Here is an 18961-nt window from a genome sequence, read left to right on the forward strand (position 1 = left end):
CAACCGGCGGCAAGCCGCTGCCCGGAGGCCGTCAGCGCTCCAGGATGGCCGTCACGCCCTGCCCGCCCGCCGCGCAGATGGAGATCAGCCCGCGTCCGCTGCCCTTCTCGGCGAGCAGCTTGGCCAGCGTGGCCACGATCCGGCCGCCGGTCGCCGCGAACGGGTGCCCGGCCGCCAGCGAGGAGCCGTTGACGTTGAGCTTGTCCCGGTCGATCGCGCCGAGTGGGGCGTCCAGGCCGAGCCGGTCGGAGCAGAACTCCTTCGACTCCCAGGCGGCCAGGGTGGCCAGCACCTGCGAGGCGAACGCCTCGTGGATCTCGTAGTAGTCGAAGTCCTGGAGAGTCAGCCCGGCCCGGGCCAGCATCCGGGGCACCGCGTACGCGGGGGCCATCAGCAGTCCCTCGTCGCCGTGCACGAAGTCGACGGCGGCGTTCTCCGACCAGGAGAACCAGGCCAGCACCGGCAGGTGGTGCTCGCGCGCCCACTCCTCGGAGGCGAGCAGCACCGTGGACGCGCCGTCGGTGAGCGGGGAGGAGTTGCCGGCGGTCATGGTGGCCCGGTCGGCGTCCGGGCCCCGGTTGCCGAAGACCGGCTTGAGCGAGCCGAGCTTCTCCAGGCTGGTGTCCGGTCGCAGGTTCTGGTCGCGGGTGAGCCCCAGGTAGGGGGTGACCAGGTCGTCGAAGAACCCCTTCTCGTACGCGGCGGCGAGTCGCTGGTGCGAGCGGAGCGCCAGCTCGTCCTGGGACTGCCGGTCGATCTCCCAGCGCAGCGCGGTGCGGGCGGCGTGCTCGCCCATGGACAGCCCGGTACGCGGCTCGGCGTTGCGCGGGATCTCCGGCTTGAACGGCTGGTGCGGGCGGAGCTTGGCGGCGATCTTCAGCCGTTCGCCGAGGGTGCGGGCGCTGTTGAGCTTGAGCAGGGTGCGTCGCATGTCCTCGTTGACCGCGAGCGGGGCGTCGGAGGTGGTGTCGACTCCGCCGGCGACGCCGACGTCGATCTGCCCGAGGGCGATCTTGTTGGCGACCAGGATGGCGGCCTCCAGCCCGGTGCCGCAGGCCTGCTGGATGTCGTACGCGGGGGTGTGCGGGTCGAGCTTCGAGCCGAGCACCACCTCGCGGGCCAGGTTGAAGTCCTTGGCGTGCTTGAGGACGGCCCCGGCGACCAGCTCGCCGACCCGCTGCCCGGCCAGGCCGAACCGGGCGACCAGCCCGTCGAGGGCGGCGCCGAGCATGTCGGCGTTGGACGCGCCGGCGTACCGGGAGTTGGAGCGGGCGAAGGGGATGCGGTTGCCGCCGATGACCGCGACCCGCCGGATGTTCTGCACGATCCCGCCTCCTGAAAGGTTTGCCCTGAACCTACTCGCCAGTAGGCTACGCCTATGACCGACAGGTACGCGAGCTTCGTCCAATCGGGGGCCGGCCGTGCGCTGGTGAAGCGCCTCGGCCTGCCCGACCCACCTCGGCTGCGCCGACACACCCCCGGCGATCCGCTGCTGCCCGGTCCCGCCCTGGTGGGCGCGGCCGACGGCGGCCGGCTCGCCGAACCGGTCACCAAGATCCTGACCTTCGCCGGGGTCGAGCCACGTGACCCGGTCGCCGGCACCACCGCCGCCGACGGCACCCCCCAGCGGTACGGCGCGCTGGTCTACGACGCCAGCGGGATCACCGACTCCACCGGCCTGCGCCAGCTCTACGACTTCTTCCACCCGCACGCGCGTTCGGTGCTGCCCAGCGGCCGGGTGATCGTGCTGGGCACCCCGCCGACCGAGTGCGCCACCCCGCGCGAGGCCACCGCCCAGCGGGCCCTGGAGGGGTTGACCCGCAGCATCGGCAAGGAGTTCGGCCGGGGCGTCACCGCCCAGCTGGTGTACGTGACGCGCGACGGCGACGCCGGCACCCTGACCAGCCTGGAGTCCACGCTCCGCTTCCTGCTCGGCGGCCGGTCGGCGTACGTCTCGGGGCAGGTGGTCCGGGTCGGCGCCGGCACGGCGACCGCCCCGGCCGACTGGAACCGCCCGCTCGACGGCCAGGTCGTCCTGGTCACCGGCGCGGCCCGGGGCATCGGCGCGGCGCTGGCCAAGGTGCTCGCCCGCGACGGCGCCCAGGTGGTGGCGCTGGACGTCCCGGCGGCCGGCGACGCCCTCGCCGCGGTCGCCAACGAGATCGGCGGCACCGCCGTGCAGCTCGACCTGACCACCCCGGACGCCCCGACCCGGCTCGCCGATCACCTGGCCGCCCGGCACGGCCGGGTCGACGTGGTGGTGCACAACGCCGGCATCACCCGGGACAAGACCCTCGGCCGGATGGACGCCGACCGGTGGGACCAGGTCATCGACGTCAACCTCTCCAGCCAGGAGCGGATCAACGACGTGCTGCTGGAGCGCGACCTGATCCCCGCCGGCGGGCGGATCGTCGCGGTCTCCTCGATCGCCGGCATCGCCGGCAACCGGGGCCAGACCAACTACGCCACCAGCAAGGCCGGCGTGATCGGACTGGTCGACTCGCTGGCCCCGGTCCTGCGTGAGCGGCAGGTCAGCGTCAACGCCGTCGCCCCCGGCTTCATCGAGACCCGGCTGACCGCCCGGATCCCGCTGGCGCTGCGCGAGGCGGGTCGCCGGATGAACAGCATGTCCCAAGGCGGCCTGCCGGTCGACGTGGCCGAGGCGATCGGCTGGCTGGCCTGGCCGGCCTCCGGCGCGGTCAGCGGTAACGTCGTACGGGTCTGCGGCCAGAGCCTGTTGGGGGCGTGATGGCGATCCGGAAGCGCCGGTCCGAGGACGGTCCCGCCGAGGAACTGTCGGTCCACGACCTGATCGACGGCCCCACCCAGGTGATCTCGGGTCCCGGCCTGCCCCGGCCGCCGGCCCGCGAGCCGGACGGGCACGACGTGAGCGTCGAGGCCACCCACGACCTCTCCGCCTACGCCACCCAGGACCTGTCGGCGCACCTCAAGACCGCAGCGCCGGCCGGGCCGGAACGGGTCGCGCTGCTCCAGCTGCCCGCCGCCGGCGCGCTGTACCGGCGGGCGCTGCTCGGCGCGCTGCCCGGCCTCGGCGGCCGGCGCGGCGACCGGATCCCCGCCGTCGAGCTGGCCGTGCACGGGGTCGCCGTCGACCGGGCCCACCTGGCCGACTACGACCGGGTCTGCGGCTTCCGGCTGGCCGACCGGCTGCCCGGGACGTACCCGCACGTGCTGGGTTTTCCGCTGTCGCTGCGGCTGATGACGGCGCGGGACTTCCCGGTGCCGCTGACCGGGATCGTGCACGTGGCCAACCGGATCACCGTGCGCCGGCCGGTCGAGGCGGGCGACACGCTGGACTTCGTCACGTACGCCGAGAACCTGCGCCCGCACGACCGGGGCCGGCAGCTCGACGTGGTGCTGGTCGCGTCGGTGGCCGGCGAGGAGGTGTGGCGGGGCGTCTCGACGTACCTCAGCCGGGAGAACAGGGCCGGCGGTGGCGACCGGGGCGACCGGCCCGCGGCGCCGGCCGACACCGCCCGCTGGCCGCTCACCCCGCGGGTGGGCACCGACTACGCACGGGTCTCCGGCGACCACAACCCGATCCACACCTCGCGGCTCGGTGCCCGGCTGTTCGGGTTCCCGCGCCCGATCGCGCACGGCATGTGGAGCAAGGCGCGCTGCCTGGCGGCGCTGGAGAACCGGCTGCCGGAGGCGTACACGGTCGACGTGGCGTTCAAGCTGCCGGTGCCGCTGCCCTCGACGGTGGCGTTCAGCGCCGCGCCGGTGGACGGCGGCTGGAGTTTTGGGCTGCACGCGGCGCGGGACGGCCGGCCGCACCTCGCCGGCACCGTCCAGACCGAAGGAGGGGCCCCCGCTTAACGCCTTTTGTAGAGGAAGGGCCCCCTCTTAACACCCCCGGGCAGAAGCATGAGGGCATGGGGGACGTGCTCGACCTGCTGCACCAGACGGTGACGTCGCCGTGGGTGTACCTGGTGATCATCGCGGTCACCGCGGTCGACGCGTTCTTCCCCGCCGTACCCGGGGAGACCGTGGTGATCACGGCGGCGGTCTTCGCCGCGGGCGGCGAGCCGCACCTTGCCGGGGTGATCGTCGCGGCGGCGGTCGGGGCGCTCGCCGGCGACCACGTCTCCTACGGCATCGGCCGGGGTGGCGGGGCGCACCGGCTGGCCCGGCTGCCGGCGGACAGCCGGCGCCGGTCGGGCTCCGAGTGGGCCCGCCGGGCCGTCGACCGGCGCGGCGGGATGATCCTGACCACCGCCCGCTACGTGCCCGGCGGCCGGACCGCGGTCACCCTGACCATGGGCGCGGTCCGCTATCCGTTGCGCTCCTTCTTCGGGTACGACCTGCTGGCCTGCGGGACGTGGGCGCTCTACTGCGGGCTGCTCGGTTACTTCGGCGGGCTGGCCTTCGAACGGGACCCGGTCAAGGGGCTGCTGGTCGGCGTCGGCCTGTCGGTGGCCGTCTCCGGCATCTTCGAGGTGCTCCGCTGGGCCCACCGCCGGGCTCGGGCCCGCGCCGCCCCGCGTCGCTGAGCCGCACCGATCACCGCCCGGTGTTAACAGGGGCCCCCTGCTATGCAGAAGGCGTTAAGAAGGGGCCCTTCCTTACACCTGGGGCGGGTGCCAGGTGGCGCCGTGCAGGAGTCGGCCGGCACCGAGCCAGGCGGCGTTCATCATCCGGGTGGCGGTCTTCTCCGGGTCGGCCTCGGGGTGGTCGGCGAGCCAGTCGGCGAGCGATTCCGAGGCGCCCACCAGGGCGTACGCGACCACTTCCAGCTCGGTCTCGCCCACCTCGCGCCCCTCGGCGCGCAGCGCGTGGCCGAGCATCCCGGCGACCACCTCGACCAGTCGGGCGCGCATGGTGGCCAGCTCGCCGGCGAACGGTTGGGAGCCGCGGGCCTGCCGGTAGAGCACGGCCCAGCCGTCCCGGTGGGCGCCGACGAAGCCGAAGAAGGCGCGCAGCCCGCGCCAGAGCCGGACGTCGGCGGGGAGGTCGGGGGCGGCCGCCCCGGCGATGGCCTCCGTCATCCGGGTGCCCTCGCGGTGCAGGCAGGCGACGAAGAGCTCCTCCTTGGTCCCGAGGTAGGCGTAGACCATGGGTTTGGAGATGCCGGCGTCGTCGGCGATCTCGTCCATGCTGGCGGCGTGGAAGCCGCGGCGGGAGAAGACCTTGACCGCCGCGTCGAGCATCTGCTGCTCGCGTACGGCGCGGGGCAGGCGCTTGTAGGCGGGTGTGCTGGACACTCTTGCCAGCATACCTACTCGTGCGTAAGGTTACGCTTCAGTAACCAAATCGCCTGCCCCGGAAGGTGTCTCCCCCATGACTGACTTCGACCCGGCCAACTTCGCCAACGTCGGGCCCAAGGAGTTCGCCCAGCTGGTCAAGACCACCCCGGACGACAAGATCGCCCAGGTGATGTCCGGCGACGCCCGCGGCAAGATCCTCAGCGAGGTCTTCGGCCGGATGCCGTCGCTGTTCCGCCCGGAGAAGGCCGGCAACACCAACGCGGTGATCCACTGGAACATCACCGGCCGCCCCGACGGTGGCACCGACACCTACGAGGTCGTCGTCGAGAACGGCACCTGCACGGTCAACGAGGGCGCCACCCGTGACCCGAAGCTGAGCCTCACCATGGGCCCGGTCGAGTTCCTCAAGATCGTCTCCGGTGGCGCCAACCCGGTGATGATGTTCATGACCGGCAAGCTGAAGGCCAAGGGCGACCTGGGCCTGGCCGCCAACATCGCGAACCTGTTCGACATCCCCAAGGCCTGATCATGGCCGAGTTCTCGCTAGACCTGAACGAGGAACAGCGGGACCTCCGCGACTGGGTGCACGGCTTCGCCGCCGAGGTCGTGCGCCCGGCCGCGGCCGAGTGGGACGCCCGGGAGGAGACTCCCTGGCCGATCGTCCAGGAAGCGGCGAAGGTCGGGCTCTACGGCTTCGAGTTCCTCGCCACCTGCTGGGCCGACCCCACCGGCCTCTCCCTCCCGATCGCCAGCGAGGAGCTCTTCTGGGGCGACGCCGGCATCGGGATGAGCATCTTCGGCACCTCCCTCGCGGTCGCCGCCATCTTCGGCGCCGGCACCCCCGACCAGCTCGTCGAGTGGGTGCCGCAGTGCTTCGGCACGGTGGACGAACCGGCCGTGGCCGCCTTCTGCACCAGCGAACCCGAGGCCGGCTCCGACGTCGGGGCCATGCGCACCCGGGCCCGCTACGACGAGGCCACCGACGAGTGGGTGCTGAGCGGCCAGAAGGCGTACGCCACCAACGGCGGGATCGCCGCCGTGCACGTGGTCACCGCCTCGGTAGACCCCACCCTCGGCTCGCGCGGGCAGGCCGCCTTCGTCGTACCGCCGGGGACGCCCGGGCTCGCCGCCACCCGCAAGCTGCGCAAGTTGGGGCTGCGCGCCTCGCACACCGCCGACGTCTTCCTCGACGACGTCCGGGTGCCCGGCCGCTGCCTGCTCGGCGAGAAGGAGGCCCTGGACGAGCGGCTGGCCCGGGCCCGGTCCGGGCAGCGCGCCGCCGGCCAGGCCGCCATGCGGACCTTCGAGCTCTCCCGGCCGACCGTCGGCGCGCAGGCGCTCGGCGTCGCCCGGGCCGCCTACGAGTACGCCCTGGACTACGCGAAGGAGCGCGTCCAGTTCGGCCGGCCGATCATCGCCAACCAGGCGGTCGCGTTCGCGCTGGCCGACATGCGTACCGAGATCGACGCGGCCCGGCTGCTGGTCTGGCGGGCCTCCTGGATGGGTCGCAACAACCGGCCCTTCACCGCGGGCGAGGGCTCGATGTCCAAGCTGAAGGCGGGCGAGGTCGCCGTGTCGGTCACCGAGAAGGCGGTGCAGCTGCTCGGCGGCGCCGGCTTCCTGCGCGACCACCCGGTCGAGCGGTGGTACCGGGACGCCAAGATCTACACCATCTTCGAGGGCACCTCCGAGATCCAGCGACTGGTCGTCTCCCGGGCCATCTCGGGCGTCCAGATCCGCTGACCCTCCGGCTCGGCCCACCCGCCGAGCCGGAGGGTGACCACCTCCATGACGGAGAGTGATCATCGGCGTGGGACGGCCCACGGCACCCTGCGCCCCCGCGGGGCCAGCGGGCATGATCGGAAGACGACGCCCCCGGAGGGCCCCGGCCGGGCCTTCCCGCACCCCCGAGGAGGCTCACGGCCATGGACCTGCCGTTCGTCGTCGCCACCTTGACGCGTCGCGGGCTGCTCACCCCCGGCCGGCCCGTCCGGGTCGCCTCCCAACTCGGCGCGCTGCGCAGATGGGGCTGGAGTCTCGCCGGCGAACTGCGCCAGGCCGCCGCCCGCGACCCCGGCCGCCCCGCCGTCATCGACGAGCACGGCGCCGAGCTGACCTACCAGGAGCTGCTCGACCGCTCCGAACGGGTGGCCCGGTCGCTGCGGGCCGGGCTCGGCGTGCAGGCCGGTGACCGGGTCGGTGTGCTCTGCCGCAACCACCACGGGCTGATCGAGACGGTGGTGGCTGCGACCCTGCTCGGCGCGGACGCGGTGCTGGTCAACACCGGGCTCTCCGCCGCCCAGCTGGCCACCGTGGCCGAGGAACAGGCGCTGCGGGTGCTGGTGCACGACGACGACTTCACCGAGCGGCTGCTCGGGCTCCCCGCCGAACTGCCCCGGATAGACGAGCGGGCCCTGGCCGACCTGGTGACCGCAGCGCCCCCGGGTGAGCTGCAACCGCCGGAGCGGGACGGGCGGATCATCGTGCTCACCTCCGGCACCACCGGCACCCCCAAGGGCGCCCGCCGCCCCACCCCCAACGGCTTCGGCCCGCTGGTCTCCATCATCGACCGGATCCCGCTGCACGCCCGGGACCGGGTGATGATCGCCGCGCCGCTCTTCCACACCTGGGGGTACGCCGCCCTCCAGGTCTCCTTCGCGCTGCGGGCCACCATCGTGCTGCACCGCCGCTTCGACCCGGCCGCCACCCTCACCGCGCTCGGCACCCAGGGCTGCGACGCGCTCTTCGCCGTACCGGTGATGCTGCAACGGCTGCTGGAGGTGCCGATCCCGGACCCCCGGCCGACGCTGAAGGTGGTCGCGGTCAGCGGGTCCGCGCTGCCCGGCGGGCTGGCCCACCGGTTCATGAACACCTTCGGTGACGTCCTCTACAACCTGTACGGCTCCACCGAGGTCTCCTGGGCGTCCATCGCCACCCCGCCCGACCTGCGGCAGGCGCCCACCACCGCCGGCCGGCCACCGCACGGCACCCGGCTGGCGATCCTCGACGACACCGGCGCGCCCGTGCCGGACGGGCGGGTCGGCCGGATCCTGGTCGGCAACGAGATGCTTTTCGAGGGCTACACCTCCGGCCTACGCCGGGAGACCCACGACGGCCTGCTCGACACCGGCGACCTGGGCCGGATCAACGCCGAGGGGCTGCTCTTCGTCGACGGGCGGGCCGACGACATGATCGTCTCCGGCGGGGAGAACGTCTTCCCGTCCGAGGTGGAGGACCTGATCGCCCAGCTCCCCCAGGTACGCGAGGCGGCCGTGATCGGGGTCCCCGACGACGAGTACGGCCAGCGGCTCGCCGCGTTCCTCGCCCTGCAACCGGGCGAGACGCTCGACCCGGAGGCGGTCCGCGAGTACGTCCGGCACTACCTGGCCCGGTTCTCCGTACCCCGGGACGTGGTCTTCGTGAAATACCTGCCGCGCAACGCCACCGGCAAGGTGCTCGCCCGGGAGCTGCGCCGCTACTACGGCTGACCGGCAGGACTATCCACTTTGGTGGATTCTGGCTAGGGTCGATCGACGATGATGCCTGAAGCCGGGAACACCATGACCACCGACGGGACGCGTCGCCGTACGCCGCTCGTGCTGCTCGAGGCGGCCACCCTGCTCTCCGGGGCGGGCAACGGGGTGGCCACCGTGGCGCTGCCCTGGCTGGTGCTGGAACGCACCGGCAGCGCCACCGCCGCGGGTGTCGTCGCCGCCGCCACCGCACTGCCCCTGCTGGTCTCCAGCCTCTTCTCCGGCACCGTCGTCGACCTGATCGGCCGGCGGCGTACGGCGGTGGTGTCCGACGCCCTCTCCGCCATCTCGGTCGCGCTGATCCCGGTGGTGGACGCCCTGCTCGGGCTGAACATCGGCTGGGTCGTCGTGCTGGCCGCCCTCGGCGCCGTCTTCGACCCGGCGGGGCTGGCCGCCCGGGAGACGATGCTCCCCGCCGCCGCGCAGGCCGCCGGCTGGCGCCTCGAGCAGGCCAACGGCGTGCACAAGGCGGTCTGGGGCCTGGCGTTCCTCTTCGGCCCCGGCGTCGGTGGCGTGCTCATCGCCGTCGTGGGTCCGGGCAACACGCTCTGGGTCACCGCCGCCGGCTTCGCCCTGGCGGTGCTGCTCGTCGCGGCCGTCCGGCTGCCCGGCGCCGGCCGCCCCAAGAAGCCCCCGGCCGGCCTCTGGACGGGAACCGTGGAGGGGCTCCGGTTCGTCTGGCGGGATCCGCTGCTGCGTGCCATCGCGCTGATCATGATGGTGCTGGTGGCGCTCTACCTGCCCGTCGAGGGGGTGCTGCTGCCGGCGTGGTTCGTCGAGCAGGGCCAGCCGGCGCGGCTGGGCTCGATCCTGATGACGATGAGCATCGGCACCGTGGTCGGCTCGCTCGCCTCCAGCGTGGCCGGTCGGCTGATCCGCCGCCGCACCCTCCTCGCGGTGGCGCTGGTGGCCACCGGCGGCGCCCTGCTCGGCCTGGCGTTCCTGCCGCCGTACCCGGCCATGCTCGCCTGCGCGGCGCTGGTCGGGATCGCGTACGGGCCGGTCGGGCCGCTCTCCAACTACGCCATGCAGACCCGCACCCCGGAGCGGCTGCGCGGCCGGGTGGTCGGGGTGGTGACCTCCTTCGCGTACGCGGCAGGACCGGCCGGCTACCTGCTCGCCGGCCCGCTCGTCGAGGCGCTGGGCATCCGGACGGCGTTCCTCTGGCTGGCCGGGTCGGTGCTGGCCGCCGCCGTGGTCGCCGCCCTGCTGCCGGTGCTGCGCGAGCTGGACTCCGAGCCGTTGTACCCGCCCGCCCCGCCCGGCGAGACGGCCGAACCGGCGCTGCCGGTCGGCGAGCAGTCGATCCCCACCGGCCCCCGCGACCCCGCCGAACAGCGGTAGCCGGCCCGACGAGCGCCACCGGCGCGGTCCTCGCACGACAGCTGCGCCGCCACCACGCCTGACCGGGACATCCCTGAATGGACGGTCGGGGTCCGGTCCGGAGGTCTCCCCGATGCCGGCGGTCACCGACGGCGGCAGGCTGCCAGCATGACGATCCTCCATCGCGTGGCCGCCGCCGGCCTGGCGTTCGCCGTCACGCTGACCCTCGCGCCGCCCGCCCGGGCCGCGTCCGCCCTACCCGTCGTCGACGGCTGCCGGCCGGGCACCCTGCCCACCGGCCCGCTCCGCGAGGCGATCGGCGGGCTTCCCGACGCCGACGCGACCAGCGCCCAGGTCCGGGTGATCACCCCCGCCGGCTGCTGGACCGGCAGCAGTGGCGTCCGGGACCTGCGCAGTCAGGCGCCGGTGCCACCGCACGCCCGGTTCCGGGTCGGCAGCGTCACCAAGGTCTTCACCGCGGCGGTGGTGCTGCAACTCGCCGCCGAGGATCGGATCGAGCTGGACGACACCGTGCAGCAGCTACTACCCGGCCTGCTGCCCGCCGGCTACCCGGCCGTGACCGTCCGGCAACTGCTCAACCACACCAGCGGGCTACCCAGCGCCAGTCCGCCCGACGAGGGCATCGATTGGCAGCTCGCCCACCGGTACGACCGTTGGAGCCCGGAACAGCTGGTCCGGCTCGGCCTGCGCAACCCCCGGGAGTTCGAGCCCGGGAGCCGGCAGCGCTACACCAACGCGGGCTACATCGTCGCCGGCATGCTCATCGAGAAGGTGACCGGCCACTCGTACGCCCAGGAGATCCAGCGGCGGATCGCCCGCCCGCTCGGTCTGCACGAAACGTACGCCCCCGGTGACGATCCGCGCATCCGCGGCCCGCACGCGCACGGCTACCAGGCCGTCGTCCGGGACGGTCGTACCGAGCTGGTGGACGCGACCGTGTGGAGCCAGACGTTCACGCCGGCCGCCGGCAACCTCATCTCCAGTCTGGCCGACCTGGACAGCTTCATGACCGCGCTGTTCGCCGGTCGGGTGGTGCCGGCCGCCCAGCTCCCCGAGATGTTCACGCTGCCGGCCGTCCACGACGTCTCCGGCGGACCCGCCCGCTACAGCGCGGGTCTCACCGCCTACCCGCTGCCGGCCGGCGAGATCCTGTGGATCAAGACCGGTTCCCGGTACGGCTATCTCGCGGCGGTGGCAGCCACCCGGGACGGTCGGTTCCGGGTGGAGTACTCGATCACCGGCACCGACGCCAAGGGGGAGGAGCTGAGCCGGACCGCCGAGCGGGTCATCGGCGCCGCGCTCGGACTGCTCTGAGCCGGCACGTCCCGGGCGACGCCGCGGTGGGCGGCACCGCCCGGGACACGACGGGTCAGGCGGGCAGGACGATCCGGGAGTCGATCGCGGCGGCGGCGATGTCGGTGCGGTGGTGCGAACCGGCCAGCTCGATGGCGCGTACCAGGTCGTAGGCGGCGTCCCGGGCGGCGGCCAGGTCGGCGCCGGTGGCCGTACCGCAGAGGACCCGGCCCCCGGCGGAGCGCAACGTGCCGTCGGGGTCGCGGCGGGTGCCGGCGTGGATGACGCCCGGGCGGTCCGCGCCGGTGATCGGGTCGCCGGAGCGCGGCGCCGCCGGGTAGCCCTCGGCGGCGACCACGACGGTCACCGCCGCGCCGTCCCGCCAGCGCAGCGGCGGGTGCGCGGCCAGCGTGCCGGTCGCCGCCGCGTGCAGCAGCCCGGCCAGCGGCGTCTCCAGCAACGCGAGTACGACCTGGGTCTCCGGATCGCCGAACCGGGCGTTGAACTCGATCACCCGCGGTCCGGCGGCGGTGATGGCCAGACCGACGTAGAGCAGGCCGGCGAACGGGGTGCCCCGGCGGCGCATCTCGGCCAGGGTGGGGTGCACGACGTCCCGCATCACCTCGTCGACCAGGCCGGACGGCGCCCACGGCAGCGGCGCGTACGCCCCCATGCCGCCGGTGTTCGGACCGGTGTCGCCGTCACCCACCCGCTTGAAGTCCTGTGCCGGCAGCAGCGGCACGGCCGCCTCGCCGTCGGTGACCACGAAGAGCGACACCTCGGGGCCGGCGAGGTACTCCTCGACCACCACCCGGCCGCACTCGGCGGCGTGCTCCAACGCCCGGGCCCGGTCGTCGGTCACCACGACACCCTTGCCGGCGGCGAGCCCGTCGTTCTTCACCACGTACGGCGCGCCGAACTCGTCCAGCGCCGCGGCGGTGCTCGCCGCGTCGGTGCAGGTGTACGCGCGGGCGGTCGGCACCCCGGCGGCGGTCATCACGTCCTTCGCGAACGTCTTCGACCCCTCCAGCCGGGCCGCCTCGGCGGACGGCCCGAACACGGCGATCCCCTTGGCGCGTACCGCGTCGGCGGCCCCCGCCACCAGCGGCGCCTCCGGCCCGACCACCACCAGGTCGGCGCGGACGTCCACGGCGAGCGCCGCGACCGCCGCCGGATCGGCCGCATCCAGCTCCCGCAGCTCCGCCACGCTCGCGATCCCCGGATTGCCCGGAGCCGCGATCAACGCCTCGACGGCCTCGTCGGAGGCCAACCCGAGCGCGAGCGCATGCTCCCGCCCCCCACCACCCACCAAAAGAACCCGCACGACCCCGCATCCTACTGACCTCCCACCCCCACCCCGTTGATCATGAAGTTGGCGTCTCACATTGCGCACCGCCCGACGCCAACTTCATGATCGATTGCGTGTGGACGCCTGCAGCGCTTGGCGGACGACATGGGGGATGTAGTCGGGGTGGAGAGTGTCGGACCAGGTGAAGCGGAGGATCGTCCAGCTGGCGTTGACCAGGCGGTTCTGGCGACGGCGGTCCTCGAAGAGCGCACGGGCGCTGCCGTGCGCCGCCCTGCCGTCCGCCTCCGCGATCAGTCGCCTGGCCCGCCAACCCAGGTCACCGACCCCCAGAAGGTAACCGTCCGCGTCCCTGACCTCGACCTGGAGCACGTCCGGCGGCACGCCGCCGTCCACACACCGCAACCGAGCCCGGGTCTCCAACGGCGACTGAGCTCGACCGTCCGCCTCCACCAGCCACTTCCTGGCCGATACGGCGCCTCGGCGACGGGCGAGAAGGGCGGCGACCGCGCCGAGATCCGGCTCCGTGAACAGCCGCCGGTTCAGTGCCGAATCCACGAGGCACACGGCCGGATAGCGACCCACCCGGAGGAGGAGATCCGCCACCGTACGCACCGGAGTGGTGGCGGGAACGCCGGCGAGCGTACCGATGTGCGACGGCTGGAGCACGAACTGATGTACCACCAGGTTCGGATCCGTACGGCGCAGCGGACGGGAGCGACGTCCCGGTAGCGAGACGTGCACGGCCGCGGTCCGGGGCAGCCCGCCGATCCCGTGCAGTTCTGCGGCGGTACCCAGCACGGCCACCGCATCCGGACCGAGACTCGCGACGGCGGCTCGGATCCGCGCCCGACGAAGCGAGGCCACGTCCCAGCCGGGAACCGGCACGAAGCAGCCCCGTGCCACCCTCGTCCATCGCCCTGAACGGGCGAAGTGGCGAACCTGGTCCCGGGTGAACCCCAGAGCCAGTGCCCGACTCAGCGTCACCATCTCGCCAGGCGCGACGGCAAGCCCGTCCAACACCACTCGGGGATCGGCCATCCGCCCACCCTCACCGACCCCTACCCAAACCCACCACCCCTGTGGACAACGCTGTGGAAAACCCCCTTCAGGGGCTCGCAGCCGTCGTTGATCATGAAGTTGGCGTCAGATCCAGAGCGGATTTAGACGCCAACTTCATGATCAACGGGGCGTTGGGCGGGGGGCGGGGGGGCGGGGGCCGGGGGGGCCGGGGGTTAGGGGAGGAGGGGGTGGCGGAGGACGTTTTCCTCGCGGCCGGGGCCCACGCCGACGACGCTGACGCGGGTGCCTACGAGTTCCTCGATGCGCGCGATGTAGCGTCTCGCGTTCTCGGGGAGTTCGTCCTCGGTGCGCGCCTTGGTGATGTCCTCCCACCAGCCGTCGAGTTCTTCGTAGATCGGCTTGGCGTGGTGGAAGTCGGTCTGGGTCATCGGCATGTCGTCGAAGCGCTCGCCGTTGATCTCGTAGCCGACGCAGATCGGGACCTTGGGCAGGCCGGTGAGGACGTCCAGCTTGGTGACGACCAGGTCGGTGACGCCGTTGAGGCGGCAGGCGTACCGGGCGACGACGGCGTCGAACCAGCCGGCCCGGCGCTCCCGGCCGGTGGTGGTGCCGTACTCGTGGCCGATCTTGACCAGGTGCCGGCCGTTGTCGTCGAAGAGCTCGGTCGGGAACGGGCCCGCGCCCACCCGGGTGGTGTACGCCTTGCTCACCGCGATGACCCTGGTGATCGCGGTCGGCGGGATGCCCGCGCCCACGCACGCGCCGCCGGCCGTCGGGTTCGACGAGGTGACGAAGGGGTACGTGCCGTGGTCCATGTCGAGCATGGTGGCCTGGGCGCCCTCCAGCAGCACCGTCTCGCCGCGGTCCAGCGCGTCCCAGAGCATGACCCGGGTCTCGGCGATGTACGGCCGCAGCCGCTCCGCGTACCGCAGGTACTCCTCGACCGTCTCCTCGACGTCGATCGCCTTGCGGTTGTAGATCTTGAACAGCAGCTGGTTCTTCTCGCGGAGCGCCAGCTCCAGCTTCTTGCGCAGGATGCCCGGGTCGAGCAGGTCCTGTAGCCGGATGCCCATCCGGGCGACCTTGTCGCCGTACGCGGGACCGATGCCCCGGCCGGTGGTGCCGATCCGGGAGCTGCCCAGGTAGCGCTCGACCACCCGGTCCAGCGCCCGGTGGTGCGGCATGATCAGGTGCGCGTCGCCGGAGATGCGCAGCCGGGAGACGTCCACGCCCCGCTCGGCGAGGCCGTCGATCTCCTCCAGCAGCACCTTCGGGTCGACCACCACGCCGTTGCCGATGACGATCATCGCGCTCGGGGAGAGCGCGCCCGACGGCATCAGGTGCAGCGCGTACTTCTGCCCGTCGGGGGTGATCACGGTGTGCCCGGCGTTGTTGCCGCCGGAGTAGCGCACGACGTAGTCGACCCGCCCACCGAGCAGGTCGGTAACCTTGCCCTTGCCCTCGTCGCCCCACTGGGCACCGAGCAGCACGATCGCTGGCATCTTCTCGCCTCCAGAAGGCTCGGGTGCCAGGTGGCGACCGGTCAGCGAGCCCGGGGTGTCAGGCTAACAAGTAGTGACGGCGGGACCGGCAGGGGTTCGTCGAGAAGCAGGAGGCTCCTTCGTGTACGACGTGGTGCTGCTCACCCTCGGCTCGGAGCGGGACGCTCCCGGCGGCGGTTGCGGCAGCGGCGGAGCCTGCTGCGGTGGCGCCGACGGGGCCGCCCCGGAGAACGCCGACGGGGTGGCCGCGAAGAACACCGACGGGGCCGCTGCGAAGACCGCCGACGAGCGCTGCGAGACGCCGCGCGTACCGGTGCTGGCCTGCGCGGACGCGTTGACCGCCCGGGGCGCGCGGGTGGAGACGGTGACCGCCCGTTCGGACGCCGAGGTCGACGAGGTGCTGGCCCGGCTGGACGGGCCGCCGCGCCCGGACGGCCTGACCTGGCCCGACCCCGACTCCAAGACCCGGCTGGTCGTCGCCACGGCCAGTGACGCACAGCTACGGGCCGTCGTGCGGCGGCTGGTCCGCCGGTACGCCCCGCCGCCCAGCCGACGCCCCGCCGAACTGCCCGGCAACCGGACGGTGCCGGACCTGCCGCCGGTGGGCGTACTCCCGCTCGATCCGGCGCGGAGTGGCACACAGCGTGACCTGGCCGCGCAGCTCGGCCTGCCCCGGGATCCGGCGGCGGTGGCCGCCGCGGTGCTCGACGGCACCCCGCGCCGGCTGGACCTGCTGCGCAACGACGGCGGTTCGGTGACCCTGGACGGCGCGCTGCTCGGCGCCGCCGACGACGCCGGCCGGCCGCTGCACTGGCGTGGCCGGATCGAGGTGGACGACGCGGTGCTCTCCCACGGCGAGGACCCGATCCTGGCCTGCGCGGTCGGCAACGCCGGCGGGTACGCCCAGCTGGACGGCCTGCCGCTGCTCACCGCCCCCGACCCGGCCGACGGCCTCGTCGAGGTGGCGGTGGCCGTGCCCGTGGTCACCCGCTCGGCGTTGGGCAGGAGGAAGGTCCGGTTCGAGGTACGCCGGGCCCGCGGCCGGGCCGTCGCCGTCGTCCCCCGGGACGAGAAGGTGCCCTACCTCGACGACGGCGTCGAGGGAGAGCTGAGCCGGAAGCGGTCGTGGTGGATCGAGCCCGGCGCCTGGGCGGTCTGGACGGCCTGACCCTGCGTCGCGGTCCCGTCACACTCCACCGCCGGATCGGACGGCCTATCCTCGGCGGGAGGAATGGGGAGGAACCGTGGTGGACGACAACGCGGACCGGGTCCACGGGCCGGGTCAGCAGGGGGTGCCGGAACGGGACATCGAACCGCTCTGGCCCCCGGAACCGGGCACTCCGGACGCCCTCGCGGCGCAGCCGTGGGCGGTGACCACCCAGCCCACCCTCGGCCCGCCGCCGGCGGTGCCCGCGCCCCGGGTCGGCCCGCCGGCGCCCGCGCCGGTCGACCTCGACCAGCCGTTCACCCTGGACCGGCCGCCGCCCACGCCGCCCCTGGCCGGTACCGGAGCACCGGCCTGGCCGGTCGTGGCCGAGTCCCCGGCGCCGGTCCCGGCCGCCGGCACACCCACCCAGAACCCGCCGGAGATGCCACCCCCGGCCACGGTCACGCCCTTCACGGCTCCGGTCACGCCACCCACGGCCGCGGTCACACCGGCCCCGGTCGCACCGGTCCCGGCCGACGTTCCGCCGGCCGCGGAGGCGCATTCGGGAGCCGCGGGCGCGACGGCGAACGGCGCGCGGAGCGCCGGTGAGTCGCCCTGGGCGCAGCCGCCGCAGCGGGCGACCACCACCGGCGAGTCGGCGACGGACGGGCGGACGGCCGACGCCGGGCCGCCCGGGGCGGAGCCGGCCGACGGGCGGCCGGCCACGGCCCCGCACACCGGCCCCACCCAGGCCGGGTCGCCGCAGCAGCAGCTCCCGCACCCGGGCCCGCCCCACCCGCAGGCCGGGCAGCCGCATGCACAGCTCGTCCCACCACATCAGCAGGCCGGACCGCCGCAGCACCAGGCCGGGCCACCGCACGAGCAGGCCGGAGCCGGCCCGCAGGCGGAGGACACCGCGCCCCGGCTCGGGCCGTTCCCGCCCTCGCCGGGCATCCCCGGCTACCCGCCACCGGCCGTGCCGGCTCCGGCCCCGCAGCCGCAGGCGGGCGGCTGGTACCCGCCGGCCTGGCAGCAGGGCGTCCCCGGCGTCTCCCCGGTGCCGCAGCAGCCGTACCAGGAGGCGGACGGGGTGACCCGGGTGCCGCCGGCCCAGCAGGGCTGGACGCCGGAGGCCGGTCCCGCCCCGACGGCGGAGGACTTCGCCCGTCGCCGGCAGGCCCGGCCGGTCGACCCGGTCGCCACCATGGGCGTCCGGGCGGTGGTCAACCGGATGGGGCTGCTGCGGCTCGCCCCGGGCCGGCACGAGCAGGAGATCCGCCGGGACATCGAGATGGTCCGCCGCAACTTCGGCGGGCTGCGTCAGGTCACGGTGGTCAACCCCAAGGGCGGCGCCGGCAAGACCGTCGCCATCCTGCTGCTCGCGATGACCTTCGGGCAGAAGCGCGGCGGGTACGTGCTGGCCTGGGACAACAACGAGACCCAGGGCACCCTGGGGATGCGGGCCCAGCAGGACTTCCACTCGCGTACGGTCCGGGACATGCTGCGCGACCTCGGGCAGTTCCAGGGCGCGCACGGCCGGGTCGGCGACCTGTCGCAGTACGTCCGCTCGCAGGGCGAGGGGATGTTCGACGTGCTCGCCTCGGACGAGTCGGCCACCGGCGGCGAGATGCTGACCGCCGCCGCCTTCGCCGAGATCCGGGACGTGGTCAGCCGCTTCTACAAGCTGATCTTCGTGGACACCGGCAACAACGTCCGGGCGCAGAACTGGCAGGCCGCGATGGACGCCACCGACCAGCTGGTGGTCACCATGTCGGCCCGGAACGACTCGGCGGAGACCGCCGCGCGGATGCTCGACCACCTGGAGCAGAGCGGCCGGCAGCGACTCGTCCGGCAGGCGGTCACCGTGGTCTCGATGCCGCCGTCCCGCAAGGAGATCGACCTGCCGGCGATCCAGGCGCACTTCGCCGCCCGGACCCGGGCGGTGCTGCTGGCGCCGTACGAGCGGTTGATCGACACCGGGGAGCCGATCCGGTACGGCCAGCTCTCCTCGGCCACCCGGGACGCCTGGCTGAAGATCGCCGCGTCGGTGGCCGAGGGGCTCTGAACGCCGAGCCCGGCCGACCCCGGGCGGGGCCGGCCGGGCGCGGCGCGGTCGTCAGTTACCGGCGAGGGCGTCCCCGGCGGCCGGGTCGCAGTCGCGGAGGAACTGGGCGCAGCGGGCCGCCTCGTCGGCCTCGCCGATCTCGCCCGCGGCTCGGGAGAGCACGTACAGGCAGCGCAGGAAGCCCTGGTTCGGCGCGTGCGACCAGGGCACCGGGCCGTGGCCCTTCCAGCCGCTGCGGCGCAGCTGGTCCAGGCCGCGGTGGTAGCCGGTGCGCGCGTACGCGTACGCCGGGACGACCTGGCCGGCGGAAAGCGCCCGGCTGGCCAGCGCGCCCCAACCGGCGCTGTAGCTCGGGAAACGGGCCGCGACCTCGGCGTACGCCTCGTCGGTGCCCTGGTCGGCGGCGGCCGCGAGGAGGCCGTCAGCCTCCTCGTGCGCGGGCAGGAGGGTGGCCGGTGGCTCAGGCAACAGGTTCTGCATCGCCCCATTCAACCCGCTTCGCCCGCCGCCGCGCGAGGGG

The 18961-nt window shown here is 73.9% G+C and carries 16 protein-coding genes; 10 read left to right on the top strand and 6 right to left on the bottom strand.

Annotated elements, in window-relative coordinates; all coding sequences use genetic code 11:
• Positions 1-31 precede the first annotated feature (31 nt).
• Positions 32-1324: an acetyl-CoA C-acetyltransferase gene (locus tag GA0070564_RS06645; protein WP_091603897.1), complete on the bottom strand. Its 1293-nt coding sequence runs from the start codon at positions 1322-1324 to the stop codon at positions 32-34.
• Positions 1325-1378: 54 nt separating this feature from the next.
• On the opposite strand from GA0070564_RS06645, the gene GA0070564_RS06650 reads away from it, so the two are divergent.
• From GA0070564_RS06650 to GA0070564_RS06660, 3 genes are read left to right on the top strand one after another with little or no spacing between them, the layout of a single operon-like run.
• Positions 1379-2749, top strand: a complete 1371-nt coding sequence (locus GA0070564_RS06650; protein ID WP_091603899.1) for a 3-oxoacyl-ACP reductase — start codon at positions 1379-1381, stop codon at positions 2747-2749.
• Positions 2749-3840 (top strand): MaoC/PaaZ C-terminal domain-containing protein, encoded by a 1092-nt coding sequence (locus GA0070564_RS06655; RefSeq protein WP_091604692.1) that lies wholly within the window; start codon positions 2749-2751, stop codon positions 3838-3840. Before GA0070564_RS06650 ends, GA0070564_RS06655 begins: the two co-directional genes overlap by 1 nt.
• Positions 3841-3896: 56 nt before the next feature.
• Positions 3897-4514 (top strand): DedA family protein, encoded by a 618-nt coding sequence (locus GA0070564_RS06660; protein WP_091603901.1) that lies wholly within the window; start codon positions 3897-3899, stop codon positions 4512-4514.
• Between the two features lie 72 nt (positions 4515-4586).
• Here the strand turns inward: GA0070564_RS06660 and GA0070564_RS06665 are convergent, their stop codons facing one another.
• Positions 4587-5225, bottom strand: coding sequence for a TetR/AcrR family transcriptional regulator (locus tag GA0070564_RS06665; RefSeq protein ID WP_176730557.1), 639 nt, complete (start codon positions 5223-5225; stop codon positions 4587-4589).
• 76 nt (positions 5226-5301) lie between these two features.
• On the opposite strand from GA0070564_RS06665, the gene GA0070564_RS06670 reads away from it, so the two are divergent.
• The 5 genes from GA0070564_RS06670 to GA0070564_RS06690 all read left to right on the top strand — a co-directional run bounded on the left by GA0070564_RS06670 (position 5302) and on the right by GA0070564_RS06690 (position 11419).
• Complete coding sequence (locus GA0070564_RS06670) at positions 5302-5754, top strand: SCP2 sterol-binding domain-containing protein (RefSeq protein WP_091603906.1); 453 nt, start codon at positions 5302-5304, stop codon at positions 5752-5754.
• 2 nt (positions 5755-5756) lie between these two features.
• Positions 5757-6971, top strand: coding sequence for an acyl-CoA dehydrogenase family protein (locus GA0070564_RS06675; RefSeq protein ID WP_091603909.1), 1215 nt, complete (start codon positions 5757-5759; stop codon positions 6969-6971).
• Positions 6972-7153: 182 nt separating this feature from the next.
• On the top strand, positions 7154-8716 hold the full coding sequence (locus GA0070564_RS06680; RefSeq protein WP_091603911.1) for an AMP-binding protein: 1563 nt from the start codon (positions 7154-7156) through the stop codon (positions 8714-8716).
• 48 nt (positions 8717-8764) lie between these two features.
• Entirely contained in the window at positions 8765-10105 is a 1341-nt protein-coding gene (locus GA0070564_RS06685; RefSeq protein ID WP_245669821.1) for an MFS transporter, read from the top strand.
• Between the two features lie 147 nt (positions 10106-10252).
• Complete coding sequence (locus GA0070564_RS06690) at positions 10253-11419, top strand: serine hydrolase domain-containing protein (RefSeq protein ID WP_091603916.1); 1167 nt, start codon at positions 10253-10255, stop codon at positions 11417-11419.
• A 55-nt stretch (positions 11420-11474) separates the two neighbouring features.
• Here GA0070564_RS06690 and purD read toward each other — a convergent pair whose 3' ends face one another.
• From purD to GA0070564_RS06705, 3 genes are all read right to left on the bottom strand, one after another.
• Complete coding sequence (gene purD, locus GA0070564_RS06695) at positions 11475-12722, bottom strand: phosphoribosylamine--glycine ligase (RefSeq protein ID WP_091603919.1); 1248 nt, start codon at positions 12720-12722, stop codon at positions 11475-11477.
• An 84-nt stretch (positions 12723-12806) separates the two neighbouring features.
• Positions 12807-13745: a PDDEXK family nuclease gene (locus GA0070564_RS06700; RefSeq protein ID WP_245669822.1), complete on the bottom strand. Its 939-nt coding sequence runs from the start codon at positions 13743-13745 to the stop codon at positions 12807-12809.
• A 194-nt stretch (positions 13746-13939) separates the two neighbouring features.
• Complete coding sequence (locus GA0070564_RS06705) at positions 13940-15229, bottom strand: adenylosuccinate synthase (RefSeq protein WP_091603921.1); 1290 nt, start codon at positions 15227-15229, stop codon at positions 13940-13942.
• Between the two features lie 121 nt (positions 15230-15350).
• On the opposite strand from GA0070564_RS06705, the gene GA0070564_RS06710 reads away from it, so the two are divergent.
• Together GA0070564_RS06710 and GA0070564_RS28765 are read left to right on the top strand one after the other, a co-directional pair.
• Positions 15351-16397 carry a diacylglycerol kinase family protein gene (locus GA0070564_RS06710; RefSeq protein WP_091603924.1) on the top strand — a complete coding sequence of 349 codons (1047 nt, stop codon included), beginning with the start codon at positions 15351-15353 and terminating at the stop codon, positions 16395-16397.
• A 76-nt stretch (positions 16398-16473) separates the two neighbouring features.
• Entirely contained in the window at positions 16474-18441 is a 1968-nt protein-coding gene (locus tag GA0070564_RS28765; RefSeq protein WP_141714709.1) for a MinD/ParA family ATP-binding protein, read from the top strand.
• Between the two features lie 51 nt (positions 18442-18492).
• Here GA0070564_RS28765 and GA0070564_RS06720 read toward each other — a convergent pair whose 3' ends face one another.
• Complete coding sequence (locus GA0070564_RS06720; RefSeq protein WP_091603926.1) at positions 18493-18921, bottom strand: DUF3151 domain-containing protein; 429 nt, start codon at positions 18919-18921, stop codon at positions 18493-18495.
• Between the last annotated feature and the right edge of the window lie 40 nt (positions 18922-18961).

This window comes from Micromonospora mirobrigensis, from assembly GCF_900091555.1.
Taxonomy (GTDB): Bacteria; Actinomycetota; Actinomycetes; order Mycobacteriales; family Micromonosporaceae; genus Micromonospora; species Micromonospora mirobrigensis.